We start from the raw sequence: 15,143 nt of genomic DNA, 5'->3' as shown, positions 1-15,143 counted from the left end.
CGGTCAGCATCCTGCCCGGACGCACGGGGCGGCGCGAGCCGGTCGGCGGGGCTTTCGTGCGGCTCGTCGGGCATGGCGTCAGCCGTCCAGCGCCATACGGACACCCAGGAGCAGCAGCACGCCTCCCGATACCTGCTCCAGGCGCCGGCGCACACCCGCGCGGGACAGCACTGACTTCATCCGGCCGACGAACCACACGTACAGGCCGTAGTAGCCGACTTCGTAGACCGCCCAGAGTGCGGCGAGGCCGACCATGGCCGGCAGGTGCGGGGCGCCCTCCGGCACGAACTGCGGGAGGAAGGACATCGCGAAGACGGCCGCCTTGGGGTTGGCGAGGTTGAGCAGCAGACCGCCGCGGTAGGAGGCCCAGCCGCTCTTCTGCGTGCCCGCCCATGCGTCCTCTGAGTCCTCCTCCGGGGTCCCCTTTGCGCGGCGCGCCTGGCGTAGCGCCTGGATGCCGAAGCCGACGAGCACGACCGCGCCGACGATCCGCATCACGTCGTACGCGATCTCGGAGGCCGTCAGCAGCGCGGTCAGGCCGAAGGCGGCGACCACGCCCCAGATGAAGACGCCGGTCTCGTTGCCGAGCACGGTCAGGAACCCGGAGCGTCTGCTGTGCAGCGACTGCTTGATGATCAGCACGGTGCTGGGGCCGGGCGAGGCGGCGACGAGGGTGCACGCCCCCAGGAAGGCGAGGAGGGTGGTCGGCATGGGGTCATCGTGGCCCTGTCGGCGGAAGGTGACCAGTGGTTTTCACATACTCCGCCACGGGATGCGGGGTGGTCAGGTGACGACGCCCGGGACCACCGTCAGCTGCTGGTAGCCGCCGCTGCGATGGCGCACCGTCAAGGTGACGTCGCTGCCCGGGCGGGCTCCGGCGACGGCTCGCGCGAGGTCGGCGGCCGAGTCGACGCGGGTCTGGTCGAACGCGAGGACCACATCTCCCCGGATCAGGCCGGCCGTGTATCCCGGGCCGGGCACGTGGACGCCGACGACCTGGGCGCCCACCTTCTCGGCGTCCACGACCTCCACGCCGAGGGTCGCGACGGCGGCAGGGAGCGGCGAGGAGGTCGGCGTCGGGGCCGATGGGGCCGAGACTCCGGGGTCCGCCGAGGGGGCCGGGCTTCCCGGGGCGCCCTGGCCCGCCTGCCGCTGCAGCTCGGCGAGCTTGCTCATGCCGATCACCGTGGCCCCCAGCGTGCCGAGTCCGACCCCGGACAGGACCAGGACCGTCCCGACGAGCAGGGCGACCAGGAGGGTCGTGAGCCGTCGGCCGCATCGGCGGGGCGCTGCGTGCGGGCGCCGTGCGCCGGAGTCGGACTTGGCACCGTCGCCGGCCCCCTGACCTGGCATGGGCTTGGGTCGCAACGCAGTCTGTTCCATCGGATCGCCTCCGGCTGGTGCCTACCCTGCACACCGGCGCACAACGAGCCACGATCGAGTGAGACTGACCAGTGGTCAAGAACGGGAAGCCATAGGCGTCACGCCGCGCAAAACGTGCTCACGCGCGCGTGACGCCCACGGGTCCGTGACGCGCCACGCGCGCGTGCTTCAGCCTGTGTGTCCCGCCCTGTGCCCGCCGTGCCCGCCATGCCCGCCGCCGTGGTCGAACTTCAGTGCCTCCGGGGGCATGACGACGAAGGGCCGCATCATGCCCATGTCCTCGTGCTCGAGGAGGTGGCAGTGGTACATGAACCGGCCGTACGCCCCGTCGAACCTGCCCATGACGCGCAGCATCTGGTTCCCCGGCACCCGGAAGACGTCCTTGTGGCCGAGTTCGTTGGGTGCCAGCGGGATCGGCGTGCCGGCGTCGTGCCGGATCGGGGTGCGGGTTCCGCCCACTGCCGGGTCGAAGCCCGAGACGTCGTAGGCGTCCCGGCCCAGCAGCTGGAAGTCGGCCAGGTGGATGTGCATGGGGTGGACGATCGGTGCGAGGTTGAGGAAACTCCACTGCTCATGGCTGCCCTCGGCGATGGTGAAGCCGAGGCCGTCGTTGAACGTCCGGGCCGTGCGCCGGTATGTCTTGGTCTTCCCGTCCGGGCCGGTGACCTCGATGACGCCGTCGGTGGGGACCTGGATGTCGCCCGGGTTCTCGACCTCCGTCATCTCCCAGATCTCCGGGTGGCCGCCGGCCCCCTTGGTGGCGGGCGGGGTGAGCACGATCAGCCGGTGGCCGTGCTCGATGTCGTGCGTGAGCCGGCGGAATGAGCCGGAGAGCACCTCGGGCAGTTCGAACGTGTCCGTCTCGCAGCTCTCCCGGACCCGGAACTCCATGACCGCCGGACAGCGCACGTCGCCCGCCGGGTCGGGCACGCCCGGCGGCTGGTTGCGGCCCTTGTTGACCAGGCGCAGCTTCCTGCCCGCGAGAGAGCGGAAGTCGACGAGCAGGTCGAAGCGCTCGGCCGGTGCCGCGGTCAGTGTGGGCAGGGCACCGTCGAAGTCGATCGGCACCGGACGCGGCAGCAGTCCGCCGTCGCTGCCGATCTGGTGGACGATCCCCGGGACCGGGTTGTCGTCCTCGTCGAGGAGGACGAGGTCGTAGATGCGGGCGTTGGACGCGTTGACCAGCCGGAAGCGGTACCAGGCGTCGTCGACCTCGGCGTACGGCCAGATGCGCCCGTTGACCGTGGTGTAGGGGCCGCTGAACGGGATGGAGACCGGCTTGCCCGTCTCGGGGTTCTTCTCCTGGACGATCACTGTCTTGTGCAGCAGCCGGCCGTTGAGACGGCCGTCCTCGTCGGTGTCGAGGTTGCGGTCGGCCAGCAGCAGGGGGATCTCCCGCTCCCCGCAGGGGAGATGGAGGGCGTCCTCCTCGTCGTCACGGACGAGGTAGGTGCCGTACAGCCCCGTCATCACGTTCCACCGGGTGATGTTCATGGCGTGGTCGTGGTACCACCACTGCACCGCCTGGTGGTCGTTCGGATACTCGGACAGCTGGGCGTCACCGGAGCCGACGGCGTTGTCCGCCCAGCCGTCGTTGCCGCCGCCCGTCTGGGCGCCGTGCAGATGGGTCACCGACCAGGCGGGCAGGGCCGCGACGTCCTTGTTGGGCTCGACGCCCTCGCGGCCGGGCTCGGTGGTGGACTGCGGGCGGCCGTCCCTGCGCAGCGGCACCTCGACGGAGGTGACCGGGTACTCGCTGTCCTTGGGGATGCGGTTGGTCCAGGCGATGCGGACACGCTGTCCGCGCCGCACCTCGATGGTCGGGCCCGGCACCTGGCCGTCGTACCCCCACATCAGGGTCGGCGGCAGCTGCGGGTGCAGCCGCACCCAGGTCGGGCGCAGGGCGATCTCGGTCTCCTGTAAGACGTCCTCGGACGACGGCCGCAGGACGGGAGGGACGGGCAGCGGGGCCACGTACGGCGTGAGCTCGCCGGTGTCGAGCGGCAGCCTCCCCGTGTCGGTCTCCCGTTCCGTCCCCGTGTCGCTGCCGGTGTCGCTGTCCGTGAACCTCTCGATGATGTCGGTCAAGGTCGAACACCCCCGTTGTGCTCTTGTTGTCTGTTCCCCTTCATCCCGGAAGACTCCCGGCGCATCGGCGGAGTTCCAGGAATGCCCCGTTCCGGCCGAAAGGTTTCGAAAACCGCCTCCGGAGGCCAGAAGTCCGTTGTCAGTGGCGGCTGTTACGTTCTGTGACATGACCGATCGCGCACTGCGGCTGCTCCGCGAGAACCCCCGCCTGGCCGAACTGGCGGCCTTCCCCTTCACCTTCGACATCGCCCGCGCGGCCCATGGCCACGTCGAGGAGGTGCGTCTCGCTTCGGGGGGAGCGCTCGACATAGTGGCGGGGGACGACACCGGCGGTACGTACTTCGTGCGCGCGGACGGCTCGGTGCTGTACGCCGACTCGGAGGGATCGGCCGGGATCATCGGCTCCAGCGTCGACGAGGCGCTCGAGATCATGATCGGGCTGGCGGTAGCCGAAGAGGACGAGGAGGAGCCCCACCAGCACCGCGACCTCGAAGCGGCGCGGGCCGAACTGCGCGCCGCACTGGGCTTTCCGGAGCGCTCTCCCGCCGAGCTCGAAGCTCTGCTGAAGGCAGCGCTCCTGCGCACCGAACCCGACTTCGTGCTGCTGAACGGGACGGAGCACAACGCCTACCAACTGCTCGACTCGTATCCGCGCCCGCCCCTGTGGGAGCCGGTGCTCGCCGGCGGCCGCGCCGACCTCGCCCTGCTGCGGGCGAGTGACCGTGAGGTCTGGGACGCGGTGGCCGAGGATCCCGTACGGCGTCGACTCGCCCTGCGAGCGGCGCAGTTCGACCGTGCCGAGGACGATGTGGACGTGCTGAGGCATCTGCTGCGGCACGAGGCCCGGTCGTCGATGACGGACGAACTGCGGCTCGCCGCCGTACTGGTGGGGCTGCACGGACAGGTGACGGACCTGCCGCTGCTCCACGAGGTACGCGAGACGGACTACGACACCGCGTGCGGGCTCGGCGGGATACCCGAACCCGGGGCGAGCGCCAAGGAGTTGCGGGCCTGGGCGCAGGAGCTCGACGAGTCGCTGTTCGGTGCGGATCCCGCGGACGAGCCGGTGTCCACCTGGACCGACTTGGCCCGCGACCAGGGCATGACCGAGCTCGCCAGGATCGCGCTGATCCGCCGTCTCGACGAGATCGTCATGGACCAGAGCAGACTCCGTCGGCCCGACGCGCCGCGGGAATTGACCACGGCTCCGCTGCGCGCGCTGGCGCACGACTTCGAAAGGCTCGGCGACCGCCTCCAGGCGCTGCGTGCCCAGCGCTTGTCCGCCGCGTTGCGGGAGAGAGCGTGGGACCGGGTGTTGGCCCGCCTCGACCAGGCCCGCCTGGAGCGTGCTGTCGGGCAACTGACGCAAGCCGTCAGGACCTTGGTGTCCGTGCGCGCAACTCTCGCGGCCCCGGAGGACGACTCCCTGCGTCACTGGCGGTGCGCGAGCCTCGGCCGCTTCGTCGCCAAGGAGCACTACAGGCTGACCCGCGCCCTGGTCGACGCGGGCCGACCGGAGGAGGCCCGCACGCTCCTCGCGGCCGCCGACGCGATACTCGGCGAGCTCTCGGAAGACGCCGTGAAGAGCGTACGAGAGCTCGCCGAGGAGGCCGCGGCGCGGGTGCGGGAGGTCAGCTGAGGACGGGCACAGCCGGGGCGCGGTCCGGCAGGAAGCCGTGGGCGCGGCGGGCCAGGTACTCGGCCTTGTAGCGGGCGACCTCGCGGTGCCAGTTCAGGATGCCTGCCAGCCAGTTCTGCAGGTCGACCACATAGTTCCCCATGGCCTCCCGCGCCTCGTCCGAGAGCCCGAAGTCCTCGTACACGATGGGCAGTTCGTGCGCGGCCACGTGCTCGAACTGCTGCATGCGCTGGGTCATCAGGTCGTGGACGACAGCGAGCGCGGTCGGGTAGTCGATGCCGAAGAAGTTCTGTACGACGAGGATCGCGTTGTGGATCTCGCCCTCGTACTCGATCTCCTTCTGGTAGGAGAAGACGTCGTTGAGGAGGCACGCGTAGTCGACGGCGGCGTTCTCCAGCGAGCGGACGGGTCCGCTGCGGTACACCTCCGGCGGGACGGCGGGGCCGTTGCCCATCCGGCAGAGGCCGAGGGTGAGGTCGGCGCCGAAGGTGGCGCGACGCATCTCCAGGTAGTCGACCGGGTCGGGGATGCGGTTCTGGAGCTGGTTGGACAGCTCCCACACCCAGCTCTCGGTCATGACGTTCACCGCGTCCTTGAGGACACGCCGTGACTCGGGGGTCATGTCCGCCGTCGTACGCACCCACAGATCGGCGAGTCCGCGCTCCATGCCGTTGAGCGGGACGGTGGCCTCCTCACCGTCGAGGGGCATACAGGCCGCGAGGCGTTGTGTGGTCAGCCGTGCGGCGGCCAGGTCGCGGCGGTGGCCGAAGACGAGGGGGTAGTAGTCGTCGCCGTAGGTGCCCCAGGCGAGCCATTGGGCGCTGAGGTCGAGGGCCTCGGGTGTGGCGTCGGGGTCGAGGCCCGCCGAGCAGAGCGGGAGGTCGTAGGCGGCCAGCTTGTCCTCGTCCCAGACGCCCTCCTGGAGCATGCCCATGCGGTGCATCCACTCGGTGAGGCGGGTGCGGGTGGGCTTCAGATGCGGGCTGAGCTCCACCTGGAAGGGCATGTAGAAGTCGGGCAGCAGGGAGGGGCCGACCTTCTGGAACGGCACGTGTGTGTAGGCACGCAGGCGTTCGGCGCCGGCCGCCGCGAGCAGCGCGCCGATGTCGGCGGCGGAGGTGCCGGCCCCGGTCAGGCCCTTCCAGGGCGCGGTGGATTCGGCGCGCTCGTTCATGTACCGGCTGGAGCGCATGTGCCATTCGTGGCCGCCGGACTGCCAGTCCTGCAGCCCCTGGGTGTACGCCGCGACCGCGGCGACCTCCGCAGGGGTGAGGCCCTTCTCCAGGGCCAGGGCGGGGACTTCGGTGAGGGCGGTGTGCTCGAACTGGTGGAGTCGGGAGGTGAGGACGTCGTTGACGGTGTCGGCGGCCTCCTGGGTGGTGCAGCCGAAGAAAGTCTCCAACACCAGCACGCCGTTGCTGAGTTCGCCCTCGTCCTCGACCTCGCGCTGGTAGGAGAACAGGTCGTTGCGCAGGTGCACGGCGTCCGAGAAGGTCTCCATCAGGACCCTCAGCGGCCTCGACTCGGCGACGGACGCGGGGACTTCGGCCGTCGCGAACTCCACGAGACCCGACGACCAGGGGGCGCCACCCACCTTGCGGCGCATCTCGATGTACTCGACGGGGTTGGCGACGCGCCCCTCGTTGATGTTGGACAGCTCCCACAGGGACTCATTGAGAAGGTGCTCGGTGGCGACGGCGAAACGGCGGCGCCAGTCGGCCGACATCGAGGGCACCGTGCGCTTCCACAGGTCGGCGAGGCCCGCCTCGACCGGGTTCTGCGGCTCGGGCGTCGGGGTCGACAGTTCCATCGGCATGAACAGGGGCAGCCGGTCCAGATATGCCTTGCCGCCGGCGCGGTCCTGGGTGCGCTTGAAGATCTCCAGGAAGTGGTCGTCGAAGAAGAAGACCCACACGTACCAGTCGGTGATCAGGGAGAGGGCGGGGCCGTCGCACTCGGGGTGGGTATAGGCGCAGAGCAGGCCGTAGTCGTGCGCCTCCAGATCGGCCTGTTCCCAGACCCCGGACCCCTCCAGCATCCCCATCTCGCGCGCCCACTCGGTCGAATGGGCACGCGCCTCGTCGAGGTGCGGGTTCAGCCGCGCGGGATACGGCATGTAGAAGTGCGGGAGTTCGAAGGGCTGCTGCGTCATGGCCGGGCCCTACCCCCGGGCCCCAACAGGCATCCGCAGCACGGGACATGATCACACGATCGCGTGAATCACATGAATCACGGGTGAATCCGGGAGTTCTCGCCGGGTCTTGTGGCGTTCATCTCTACGCGCGCAGACTTTTCGAGCTTCATGTGTTCCCGTCCCTCGTGTCCCCTCTCCCTCTCCGGAGTCGCGATGAACCACACCGGATCTCTCTCCCGCCGCACGGCGCTCGCCTCCCTCGCCGGGGCGGCACTGGCCACGACCGCTGCGTTCCCGGCCTCGGCGGCCGAGCGGCACGGCCGCCGGTCCGTACGGTTCGCCACTTTCAACGCCTCCCTGAACCGCTCCACCCAGGGCGCGCTGATCACCGACCTGTCCACGCCGGACAACGCCCAGGCACGCAACGCCGCCGAGACCATCCAGCGGGTCGACCCGGACATCCTGCTGATCAACGAGTTCGACTACGACGACCAGGGCCGGGCGGTCCGCCTGTTCCTGCGCAACTACCTGTCCCTCGGACACAACGGAGCGAAGCCGATCCACTTCCCGTACCACTTCACCGGCCCCGTGAACACGGGCGTCGCCACGGGTGTGGACCTCGACGGGAAGAACGGCGCGGTCACGACGCCCGGTTCGGACGCCTACGGGCAGGACGCGTATGGCTATGGCTGGTTCCCGGGGCAGTACGGCATGGTCGTCCTGTCGAAGTACCCGATAGACAGGCGCGCGGTGCGGACCTTCCAGCGCTTCCTGTGGCGGGACATGCCGGGCCACATCATGCCCCCGGGCTACTACAGCGACGAGGCCCGCGCGATCCTCCGGCTGTCGTCGAAGAGCCACTGGGACGTGCCGGTGTGCATCGGAAACTCCACCGTGCATTTCCTTGTCTCGCACCCGACCCCGCCCACGTTCGACGGCCCCGAGGACCGCAACGGCCGCCGCAACCACGACGAGATCCGGCTGTGGGCCGACTACATCGGCGGGCGCGGGCGCAGCTCCTACCTCTACGACGACAAGGGCGTGCGCGGCGGACTGCGGCCCGGGGCGCGGTTCGTGATCGCGGGCGACAACAACGCCGATCCGTACGACGGCGACAGCTACGACCACGCCATACGGCAGCTGCTCGACCACCCGGCGGTGCACCTCCCGGCGACTCCCCCGGCCAGCGCGGGCGGCGTGGAGGCCGCGAGGCTCCAGGGCGGCGCCAACGCCTCGCACACCGGCGACCCGGCGTACGACACCGCCGACTTCGGCGACACCGCTCCCGGGAATCTGCGCGTCGACTACGTCCTGCCGTCCAAGGGCCTGATACCGGGCGCGAACGGCGTGTTCTGGCCGACGTCCGACGACCCGCTGTACCGGCTGGTGGGGAACGGGACGACGGTGCCGACGTCCGATCACCGGATGGTGTGGCAGGACGTGCGCCTGGGCTGAGGGGTCGGGGGGCGACGGCAGGGCTGACGGGCGGAGCGATCGGCGGCGCTGACCGGCGGCGCTAACCGGCGGGCCCCGCTCAGGGAGCGCGCTACCTGTTGCGAACCGCCCGCCCGACCTCCGACCTCAGGGCGACGAACTCCGCCAGGCCCCGGGTCGTGATCTGGTCCCGGGTGCCGGGGAGTTCGACCGGTAGGTCCAGGACCACCTTGGCGCCGGGTCCCGGGGAGAGGACGACGACACGGTCGCCCAGGTACACGCTCTCGTCGATGTCGTGGGTGACGAAGACGATCGTCGCGCCGTCCGTGCGGTGTACCTCCAGGAGGAGGTCCTCCAGGTCCTCGCGGGTCTGGGCGTCCAGCGAGCCGAAGGGTTCGTCCATGAGGAGGAGGGAGGGTCGGCAGACCAAGGCGCGGGCGATCGCCACACGTTGCTGCATGCCGCCCGAGAGCTGCCAGGGGTGGCGGCGGGCCGTGTCGGTGAGGCCGACCCGGGCCAGGATGCGGTCGGCTTCGGCCCGGCGTTCGGCTCTCGGCAGACCCCTGCGGCGCAGCGGGAGCGCCACGTTCTCGCGGACCGTGAGCCAGGGATAGAGGGAGCGGGCGTAGTCCTGGAAGACGACGGCCAGGTTGTCGGGGACGCCGTGCACGGGTGTGCCGTCCAGGGTGATCGTGCCGTCGTACGCCGGTAACAGGCCCGCGATGGTGCGCAGGAGTGTGGACTTGCCGCAGCCGGACGGGCCCACGACGCACAGGAGTTGGCCGTCGGGCACGGTGAGGGTGATGTCGTGCAGGACCTGGTGGTCGCCGTAGTGCCGGCCGACCGCGTCTAGGCGGAGCATGGATGTCCTTGGGCGAAGATGGTTGGGGGCGTACGGGTCATGCGGTCGTCGTCCTCCCCCTGCCGACGAGCCGCTTCTCGACTGCCAGCAGACCGGTGTTGAGGAGGTAGCCGAGGGTGCCGAGCAGGGCCAGCGCCGCCCAGACGGTGAGCAGGTCGGAGCGGGACTGGGCGTCGGTGAGCGTGAAGCCGATGCCGTTGGCGGTGCCTGGCAGCAGTTCCGAGAACACCATGAGGATGAGGGAGAGGGAGAGGCTCAGACGCAGGCCGGCGAAGATGCGGGGCAGCGCGGAGGGCAGGATCAGGAAGCGGAGCCGTTCGGTCGGGGTCAGGCGCAGGACCGCAGCGACTTCGAGACGCAGCGGATCGGTGTCGCGGGCCCCTTCGGCCGTGTTGATCAGCACCGGCCAGACGGCGCTGAAGACGATCGACGCGATCTGCATCGGCGTACCGAAATCCAGGAGCACGACGAAGACGGGGACCAGGGCGGGCGGCGGGACGGCCCGCGCGAACTGCAGGACGGGGTTGCAGAGGGCGTACACGCGCCGCGAGCGGCCGACCGCGATGCCGAGCGCGATCCCGACGACGGCGGCGATCCCGAACCCGGCTGCCATCCGGCCGAGGCTGGGCAGGATGTCGGCCACGGCGTCCTCGGTGAGGAAGAGGTGCCGTACGGGGCCGGAGAACCAGAGGTCGCGCGCGTGCCGGGCGATCTCGGCGGACGGCGGGAAGTAGACGCTGCCGTGAGCCCGGGCGACCAGCTGCCAGCCGGCCACGGCGAGCGCGAGGACGAACCAGCGGAGGAGGGCGTGGCGGACGGGAGCGGGGGCCAGGGTGCGGCGTACGAGGGGCGGGAGCAGGACGTGGCGCACGGCGAGCGGGAGCAGGGAATGGCGTACGGCGGGCGTCCGTCGGTCAGGCGACCGGGCTGATTCGGATGCGGTGGTGCGAGGTTGGTTCATTCGCCGCTCCTCGCCCCGCGATGCTCGGCGCTCCTCGCCGCGCGGTGCGGGGAGCGGCGGGGATGCTCGGTGCGCATCGGCGTGGGAGTGGGCGGGCGGGTCACGGGCGCGGCGCCAGGCAACCCCCCGCGCAGACCCCACGCGTCCATGCCCGCGCCTACGTCTACGCCCTCACCCTCGCCAAGCACCCCACCCCGAGGAACGCCCCGCACGCCCAGGCGGCCCGCCCCATCCCCGCTCACGTCACCCACCGCCCCCTTTCGGCACCGCTCCTCCTGCCACGCCCCACACCCACTTCGGCACCGCCCCACCCCGCCGCAGCACCGCCTCTTCCCGCACGGCCCTCCCCGGACCACCCGGCCACGGCACCCCACGCAGGGCCCCGCCAATCGCCCCACAGCGCCCCCTCCCACACACACGCACGGGCCGGCCAATCCCCCGCTCCCGCACCGCATCCCACGCACAGGCCGCCAACCCCGCCCCCGCAATGCCCCCCGGCACAGGCCCGCCAATCCCCCCACCAAGCCACCAAGCCACCAAGCCACCGCACCCCTCCCCTACCCCCCACCCCGACGCCCCGGCGTCCACGGGAACAACCTCCGCTCCCCCCACACCAGCGCCCCGTTGATGACCAGCCCCAGGGCCCCCGCCCACACCACCCCGGCCAGCACGTCCCGCGTTCCGTCCGTGGCCAGCCCCGCCTGGGCGATGAAGATGCCGAGGCCCTCTCCGAAGCCGGACAGGATCTCCGTGGCCACGGCCAGGATGAGGGCGACCGCCGCCGAGATGCGGATGCCGGCCGCGATGAAGGGGGCCGTGCCCGGCAGTTCGACGCGGAGGAGGACGGCGAGGCGGCCGAAGCCGAAAGCGCGGAGGGTGTCCTTGGCCAGCGGGTCGGTCTCGCCGAGGCCGTAGATGGTGTTGAAGAGGATCGGCCAGACCGACGCGTACGTCACCAGCGCGACCTTGGTCTCGGTGCCCGAGCCGAGGAGGAGGGAGACCAGGGGAATCAGCGCGACGGACGGCAGCGGCCGCAGGAACTCGACGATCGCGCGTACGGCGGCGTCGACGACCGGCACACTCCCGAGGACCAGACCGACCGGGACGGCGATGGCGCAGGCCAGGCCGAGACCGAGCGCCCAGGCGCGCAGTGTGGCGGCGATGCCGTCCAGGAAGACCGCGTCGCCCGCCAACTCCACGGCACGGGCGAGGACTTCGGAGGCGGGCGGGAGGTAGTCGCGCCGTACGAAACCGGCGCGGGAGACGGCCTCGCAGGCGCCGAAGGCAAGGAGCACACCCAAAGCGCCCAGTGCGAACCGCTCCTGACTGGCCTTCATGTCAGCAGGTCACTTGACCATCAGCGTCGCCGGGTCGATCGGCTTCTTCAGCATCCCCTGCTTTTCCATGAGGTCGGTGAGGCGGGTGAGTTGCGCGGCGTCCACGGTTGGGGGAAAGACGGGCAGATCGATCGACTCGGCCTGCTTCCCCGTCACCTTGGTGTACGTGGGCAGGATGTCGCGTACGACGGACGGGTCCTCTTCGGCGATCCGCACGGCCGCCTTGATGGCCCGCTGGAACGCGGCCAGCGTCTCGCCGTTCTCGTCGGCGTACTTGCTCGCGCTGATGTACCCGCTGAGGGGAATGGCCTCCACAGGCGCGGAAGAGCCGTCGACGAGGACACGGGCCTTCAACTCGTCCTGGATGGCGCTGTCGTAGGGCTCGACCGCGTGCACGGCGTCCACCTGCCCCTTGTCCAGGGCGGCGCCCATCTGCGGGAAGGGAATCGCCCGGTAGACGGGGCGGCCCACGCCCTGTTTGTCCAGGATCTCGTTGAGGGTGAGTGACTGGACGTTGTTGAGGGTGTTGACGGCGAGCTTCTTGCCCTCGAGGTCGGCGACGGTCTTGAGGTCCGAGTCCTTGGGGACCAGAACTTCCATCATGCGCGGCGCGGCCCTGATCGCCTCGGCGACGATCCGGATGTCGAGAGTGCCCTGTTCGTGGGCCTGGAGATAGGTGACGTAGTTGGCGCTCGCAACCATGTCGATCTGGCCCTTGGCCAGGGCCGGCAGCGCCTGGAGGCTCTGCTGGATCTGCTGGATGCGGACGTCGAGGCCCTCCTTCTCGAACAGGCCGCGGTCCCGCGCGATGTAGAGGGCGGCGCAGTCGATCAGTGGCAGAGCGGCCACCCTGACGGTCTCCCGCCCGCCGGGCCCGGATGAGGAGTCCCCGTCGTCACCGCAGGCGGTCAGCGCCACCAGCATGAAGGTGACCGCGACGGCCGCCGACCTCCCCGCCCTCGCCCCCGCTCTCCCCGTCCCCGCTTCCCCCGTCCTCGCTTTCCGCGTCCCCGCTTTCCCCGTCCTCGCTTTCCGCGTTCCCGCGTCACCCGTTCCCGCGTTACCCGTTCCCGCGCGCAATTGACGTAACGGCATGTCGACATGCCTACCAAGCTTTTGTCATGATCACCACATACAGCATGTGAACGGCGCCCCGTCAATCTGCCGGTCTTCGCCGTTATGCGCCACCTTGGTCGCATGACCTCCTTCACACTCCCGCACGAGCTGCACGGCGACGGCGCCCACAAGGTGTTCGCCGTGCACGGCTGGTTCGCCGATCGCTCCGCCTACGCACCCGTCCTCCCGGACCTCGACCGGACGGCCTTCACCTACGCCCTGGTCGATCTGCGCGGCTACGGCGGCGCCAAGGACGCCGTCGGTTCGTGTACGACCGCCGAGGCCGCCCTCGACCTCGTGGAACTCGCGGACCGGCTCGGCTGGGAGCGCTTCTCGGTGGTCGGGCACTCGATGGGCGGCGCGGTCGGACAGCGCCTCCTCACCGTCGCCCCGCACCGACTGCGCAGGCTGGTCGGGGTCTCGCCGGTTCCGGCCACGGGGCTGGCGCTGCCGCCGGAGCAGTGGGAGCTGTTCGCGGACGCGGCGCACAAGCCGGAGAACCGGCGCGCCATCATCGACATCACCACCGGCAGCCGCCGCCCGGCCGCCTGGCTCGACCGTATGGTCGCCCGTTCGCTCGCGGTCAGCGACCAGAAGGCGTTCCGGGCCTGGTTGGACTCCTGGGCCGGCGAGGACTTCCACACCCAGGTCGAGGGCTCCCCGGTACCCGCGCTCGCCGTGACGGGCGCCCTCGACCCGGCCCTCTCCGCGGATCTGATGCGGCAGACCTGGATGACCTGGTATCCGCGCGCCGAGCTGCACGAACTACCCGCCGCCGGTCACTACGCCATGGACGAGACGCCCCTGGAGCTGATCCGAGTGGTCGAGGACTTCCTGCGCGCGGACCCGCGGCTCCCCGGATTCGGCGTCGGCGACGGTGACGGCGTTGGCGTTGGCGACGCGGGCGAGCAGGCGTGACCGTCCACCACGCTCCCCCGGTGCCCGACGTCTTCGACCCCCGGCAGTACGCCGCCGGCGTGCCCCACGACGCCTACCGCATCCTGCGCGACCACCACCCGGTGGCCCGCCAGGACGAGCCCGAGGTGCTGGGCTGGCCGGCCGGGCCCGGGTTCTGGGCGGTGACCCGGCACGCGGACGTGGTGCGGGTACTCAAGGACTCGGCGACGTACTCCTCGTACATCGGCGCGACCCAGATCCGCGACCCGGACCCGGACGACCTGCCGTTCATCCGCCGCATGATGCTCAATCAGGATCCGCCGGGCCACGGGCGCCTGCGCCGGCTGGTCAGCCGGGCTTTCACCCCCGGCCGCATCGAGCGTTTCACCAAGGTCGCGCAGGAGCGGGCCCGAGCGCTCCTCGCGCACGCCCTGGACGAGGCCTGTGCCTCCGACGGTACCGTCGACCTGGTCACCGCCGTCACCGACGACTACGCCCTGCTCAACCTCGCCGACCTGCTCGGCGTGCCGAAGTCCGATCGCAAGCTGCTGCTGTACTGGACGCAGCGGGTGATCGGCTACCAGGACCCCGACGAGGCGGGTGCCCCGGTGCTGGACGCGGCGGGCAGGCCGGTCAATCCGCGGTCGCCCGCGATGCTGGCGGACATGTTCGGGTACGCCCAGCAACTGGCCGCGCACAAGCGGCGGTTCCCCGACGACGACGTCATGACCACCCTCGCCCACGACGCCGAACTCTCCCGCGCCGAACTGGAGATGTTCTTCTTCCTGCTCACCGTCGCCGGCAACGACACCGTCCGCAGCGCGGCGCCCGGCGGTCTGCTCACGCTGGCGGAGCACCCGGAGGAGTACGAGCGCCTACGGAGCGGTGACGTCGAACTTCCCTCGGCCGTCGACGAGTTGCTCCGCTGGCACCCGCCCGTCCTCACTTTCCGCCGGACCGCCGCCCAGGACACCGAACTGGCGGGCCGGCGTATCCGCGCGGGCGACAAGGTGGTCGTCTTCCACTCCTCCGCCAACCGCGACGAACGGGTCTTCACCGACCCGGACCGGCTGGATCTGTCCCGCGCCCCGAACCCGCACGTCTCCTTCGGCGACGGCCCGCACGTCTGCCTGGGCGCGCACTTCGCCCGGCTCCAGTTGAGTGTGCTCTACCGGGAGGTCCTGCGTGCCGTGCCGGTCCTGCGGACGGCGGGGCCGCCAAGACGACTGGTGTCGAACTTCATCAACGGCCTCAAGTCGCTGCCCTTGCAGGTCACTTGACCCAGCACCGGG

12 protein-coding genes are annotated in these 15,143 nt (G+C 70.7%); 4 read left to right on the top strand and 8 right to left on the bottom strand.

Features of this window, described 5'->3' with window-relative positions:
* Nucleotides 1-78: 78 nt before the first annotated feature.
* The 3 genes from EHO50_RS17910 to phsA form a co-directional block, all read right to left on the bottom strand.
* On the bottom strand, nt 79-711 hold the full coding sequence (locus tag EHO50_RS17910) for a LysE family translocator (RefSeq protein WP_128431134.1): 633 nt from the start codon (nt 709-711) through the stop codon (nt 79-81).
* Nucleotides 712-783: 72 nt separating this feature from the next.
* Complete coding sequence (locus EHO50_RS17905; protein WP_128431133.1) at nt 784-1,383, bottom strand: PDZ domain-containing protein; 600 nt, start codon at nt 1,381-1,383, stop codon at nt 784-786.
* Nucleotides 1,384-1,551: 168 nt separating this feature from the next.
* The gene (gene phsA, locus EHO50_RS17900) at nt 1,552-3,471 is read right to left on the bottom strand and encodes an O-aminophenol oxidase PhsA (RefSeq protein WP_128431132.1); all 1,920 of its coding nucleotides are present in this window, start codon (nt 3,469-3,471) and stop codon (nt 1,552-1,554) included.
* A gap of 166 nt (nt 3,472-3,637) precedes the next feature.
* On the opposite strand from phsA, the gene EHO50_RS17895 reads away from it, so the two are divergent.
* Nucleotides 3,638-5,110 (top strand): hypothetical protein, encoded by a 1,473-nt coding sequence (locus tag EHO50_RS17895; protein WP_128431131.1) that lies wholly within the window; start codon nt 3,638-3,640, stop codon nt 5,108-5,110.
* On the opposite strand, the gene cyc2 is transcribed toward EHO50_RS17895, so the two are convergent.
* The gene (gene cyc2 / locus EHO50_RS17890; RefSeq protein ID WP_128431130.1) at nt 5,103-7,262 is read right to left on the bottom strand and encodes a germacradienol/geosmin synthase Cyc2; all 2,160 of its coding nucleotides are present in this window, start codon (nt 7,260-7,262) and stop codon (nt 5,103-5,105) included. The genes EHO50_RS17895 and cyc2 overlap by 8 nt on opposite strands.
* A 195-nt stretch (nt 7,263-7,457) precedes the next feature.
* Here cyc2 and EHO50_RS17885 point away from each other — a divergent pair, with 195 nt between their 5' ends.
* Nucleotides 7,458-8,699 carry an endonuclease/exonuclease/phosphatase family protein gene (locus tag EHO50_RS17885; protein ID WP_128431129.1) on the top strand — a complete coding sequence of 414 codons (1,242 nt, stop codon included), beginning with the start codon at nt 7,458-7,460 and terminating at the stop codon, nt 8,697-8,699.
* Between the two features lie 91 nt (nt 8,700-8,790).
* Here EHO50_RS17885 and EHO50_RS17880 read toward each other — a convergent pair whose 3' ends face one another.
* From EHO50_RS17880 to EHO50_RS17865, 4 genes are all read right to left on the bottom strand, one after another.
* Nucleotides 8,791-9,540, bottom strand: a complete 750-nt coding sequence (locus EHO50_RS17880) for an ABC transporter ATP-binding protein (protein ID WP_128431128.1) — start codon at nt 9,538-9,540, stop codon at nt 8,791-8,793.
* A gap of 37 nt (nt 9,541-9,577) precedes the next feature.
* Nucleotides 9,578-10,501, bottom strand: a complete 924-nt coding sequence (locus EHO50_RS17875) for an ABC transporter permease (RefSeq protein WP_128431127.1) — start codon at nt 10,499-10,501, stop codon at nt 9,578-9,580.
* Nucleotides 10,502-11,058: 557 nt separating this feature from the next.
* Nucleotides 11,059-11,838: an ABC transporter permease gene (locus tag EHO50_RS17870; RefSeq protein WP_128431126.1), complete on the bottom strand. Its 780-nt coding sequence runs from the start codon at nt 11,836-11,838 to the stop codon at nt 11,059-11,061.
* 9 nt (nt 11,839-11,847) lie between these two features.
* The gene (locus tag EHO50_RS17865; RefSeq protein WP_128431125.1) at nt 11,848-12,762 is read right to left on the bottom strand and encodes an ABC transporter substrate-binding protein; all 915 of its coding nucleotides are present in this window, start codon (nt 12,760-12,762) and stop codon (nt 11,848-11,850) included.
* Between the two features lie 273 nt (nt 12,763-13,035).
* On the opposite strand from EHO50_RS17865, the gene EHO50_RS17860 reads away from it, so the two are divergent.
* Together EHO50_RS17860 and EHO50_RS17855 are read left to right on the top strand one after the other, a co-directional pair.
* A complete protein-coding gene (locus EHO50_RS17860) occupies nt 13,036-13,872 on the top strand; it encodes an alpha/beta fold hydrolase (RefSeq protein WP_128431124.1) in 837 nt (278 codons plus the stop codon).
* The gene (locus EHO50_RS17855) at nt 13,869-15,131 is read left to right on the top strand and encodes a cytochrome P450 (RefSeq protein WP_128431123.1); all 1,263 of its coding nucleotides are present in this window, start codon (nt 13,869-13,871) and stop codon (nt 15,129-15,131) included. The genes EHO50_RS17860 and EHO50_RS17855 overlap by 4 nt, the downstream gene beginning before the upstream one ends.
* Nucleotides 15,132-15,143: the final 12 nt, after the last annotated feature.

Source organism: Streptomyces cyaneus, from assembly GCF_004028635.1.
In the GTDB taxonomy this organism is placed as follows: Bacteria; Actinomycetota; Actinomycetes; order Streptomycetales; family Streptomycetaceae; genus Streptomyces; species Streptomyces cyaneus.
Note: the sequence above shows the minus strand (reverse complement) of the source record. Positions and strands in the feature narration are given on the sequence as shown.

What these genes read in the sequence shown, in the direction of transcription:
- EHO50_RS17865 (WP_128431125.1), bottom strand. Translation starts at nt 12,762, where the DNA reads ATGCTGGTGGCGCTGACCGCCTGCGGTGACGACGGGGACTCCTCATCC.
- EHO50_RS17860 (WP_128431124.1), top strand. Translation starts at nt 13,036, where the DNA reads ATGACCTCCTTCACACTCCCGCACGAGCTGCACGGCGACGGCGCCCAC.
- EHO50_RS17905 (WP_128431133.1), bottom strand. Translation starts at nt 1,383, where the DNA reads ATGGAACAGACTGCGTTGCGACCCAAGCCCATGCCAGGTCAGGGGGCC.
- EHO50_RS17885 (WP_128431129.1), top strand. Translation starts at nt 7,458, where the DNA reads ATGAACCACACCGGATCTCTCTCCCGCCGCACGGCGCTCGCCTCCCTC.
- EHO50_RS17880 (WP_128431128.1), bottom strand. Translation starts at nt 9,540, where the DNA reads ATGCTCCGCCTAGACGCGGTCGGCCGGCACTACGGCGACCACCAGGTC.
- EHO50_RS17910 (WP_128431134.1), bottom strand. Translation starts at nt 711, where the DNA reads ATGCCGACCACCCTCCTCGCCTTCCTGGGGGCGTGCACCCTCGTCGCC.
- EHO50_RS17870 (WP_128431126.1), bottom strand. Translation starts at nt 11,838, where the DNA reads ATGAAGGCCAGTCAGGAGCGGTTCGCACTGGGCGCTTTGGGTGTGCTC.
- EHO50_RS17895 (WP_128431131.1), top strand. Translation starts at nt 3,638, where the DNA reads ATGACCGATCGCGCACTGCGGCTGCTCCGCGAGAACCCCCGCCTGGCC.
- cyc2 (WP_128431130.1), bottom strand. Translation starts at nt 7,262, where the DNA reads ATGACGCAGCAGCCCTTCGAACTCCCGCACTTCTACATGCCGTATCCC.
- EHO50_RS17875 (WP_128431127.1), bottom strand. Translation starts at nt 10,501, where the DNA reads ATGAACCAACCTCGCACCACCGCATCCGAATCAGCCCGGTCGCCTGAC.